General features: G+C 76.3%; 2 protein-coding genes and 1 pseudogene. 2 read left to right on the forward strand and 1 reads right to left on the reverse strand.

Annotation, left to right across the window (positions count from 1 at the left end; all coding sequences use genetic code 11):
• Positions 1-244, reverse strand: a pseudogene (locus B0E53_RS35990) (hypothetical protein); the annotation flags it as partial.
• A 155-nt stretch (positions 245-399) separates the two neighbouring features.
• On the opposite strand from B0E53_RS35990, the gene B0E53_RS35995 reads away from it, so the two are divergent.
• Together B0E53_RS35995 and B0E53_RS36000 are read left to right on the forward strand one after the other, a co-directional pair.
• Positions 400-1335, forward strand: coding sequence for a diacylglycerol kinase family protein (locus tag B0E53_RS35995; protein WP_107079872.1), 936 nt, complete (start codon positions 400-402; stop codon positions 1333-1335).
• Between the two features lie 44 nt (positions 1336-1379).
• A partial coding sequence (locus B0E53_RS36000) for a nucleotidyltransferase (RefSeq protein ID WP_107079873.1) occupies positions 1380-1950 on the forward strand: 571 nt, incomplete at its 3' end.

The raw sequence follows: 1950 nt of genomic DNA on the forward strand, positions 1-1950 counted from the left end.
CCGGGGCCGCGCCGGCGGGGACCTCGGCGGACGTGGGGGGAGTCGTGACCGCGCCGAGGAGCGGGTTCAGCGTGCCGGTGAGCAGGTCGACGGCGGCGGTGAGCGGCCCGGCCGGCGGACGCTCGGCGGCCTGGGCGGCGGCGCCGGCGGCGATCTCGTGTGCGCCCCAGGCCACGGCGACCCCGCCGAGCAGCAGGCCGAGGCGCAGCGCGACCCGCGTCAACCGTCCGCCCCGTCGAGTCATCCCGGCACCCCCCGATCTCCGGCCAGCGCCGGCGATCACCGCCCGCACTCTACCGAACGAAGTCGGTTGATCACAGCATGCGGCTGATCGAAATCGGGCGCGTCGCGGATCCGGGCAGGCGTGGAAAGTCCGGCGGTGGGGTACCACCGGGGGTCATGAGCACGAGCACGGTCGACCGCCCTGACACCGAGGCCCCCGCGTCGCCGACCGGCGTGGTCGCGGTCGTCGCCCACCGGAAGAAGACCTTCGGCGGCGGCCTCGACGAGCTGCGCGCCAACCTGGTGGCCGCCGGGGTCGGCCGGCTCCTCTGGTACGAGGTGCCGAAGAGCCGTAAGGCGCCGAAGAAGGTACGCAAGGCGCTCGGCAAGGGCGCCGAGCTGGTCCTGGTCTGGGGCGGGGACGGCATGGTGCAGCGCTGCGCCGACACGCTGGCCGGATCGGAGGTGCCGATGGGCATCCTGCCCGCGGGCACGGCCAACCTCTTCGCCACCAACCTCGGCATCCCCGCCGACCTGCCCGAGGCGGTCCGGATCGCCCTGCACGGCCGGCGGCGCGAGCTGGACCTGGGCCGGCTCAACGGGGAGCACTTCGCGGTGATGGCCGGCGCCGGGTTCGACGGCGACCTGATCCGCGACGCCGACCGCAAGCTCAAGGGCAGGCTCGGCCGGATCGCGTACGTCTGGACCGGGCTGCGGCACGTCCGCGGCGAGTGCGTACGGACCCGGATCAGGGTCGACGGGGCCGACTGGTTCGACGGCGAGGCGAGCTGCGTGCTCTTCGGCAACGTCGGCACCATCACCGGCGGCATCCCCGCCTTCGACGACGCCCGCCCCGACGACGGCGCGCTGGAGATCGGCGTGTCCACCGCCAGCGGCGCCGTGGACTGGGCCCGCACGCTGGGCCGGATGGCCGCCGGCCGCTCCGACGAGTCGCCGTTCGTCCGGATCACCCGGGGGCGGAAGGTGACCGTCCGCTTCGCCGAGCCGAAGACGTACGAGCTGGACGGGGGCGCGCGCGGCACGGCGAAGCGGCTGAAGGTGAAGGTGGTCCCCGGCGCGCTGACCGTCTGCTGCCCCGACCCGGCGGAGTGACCCCGGCCCGCGCCGCCCCGACCCGGACCGGGCAGGATGCGGGCATGGACTCCGACGTGCGCCGCTACCTCGACGAGCTGGTCGGGCGGGCCCGGGCGGTGCTCGGCGACGACCTGGTCGGCGCGTACGCGGCCGGCTCGGTGGGGCTGGGCGCGTACCAGCCGGGGCGCAGCGACGTGGACGTGGCCCTGGTGGTCGTCCGGCCGGTCGCCGGGCCGGTGAAGCGGGCGCTGGTGGACCGGCTGCGGCACGAGGCGCTGCCCTGCCCGGCGCGCGGCCTGGAACTGGTGGTCTACCGGCGGGACGTGGCCGGCTCCGGAACGCCCGAGCCGGGCTTCGAGGTGGAGCTGAACACCGGCGCCACCATGCCGTTCCGAGCCACCTACGACCCGGCCGACCGGCCGGCCGCCGACGGGCGGTTCTGGTACGCGCTCGACCGCAGCATCCTGCGCCAGTCGGGGTTGGCCCTGCTCGGCCCGCCCGCCGCCGACGTGTTCGCCGATCCCGGGCCGGCGGACCTGCGGCGGCTGCTGGTCGAGGCGCTGCGCTGGTGGCTGGCGCTGCCCACCCCGCCCGGCGACGCCCCCGCCCCCGGCGCCGAGGACGCGGTGCTCG

Source organism: Micromonospora sp. MH33, from assembly GCF_003013775.1.
Classification (GTDB): domain Bacteria; phylum Actinomycetota; class Actinomycetes; order Mycobacteriales; family Micromonosporaceae; genus Micromonospora; species Micromonospora fulviviridis.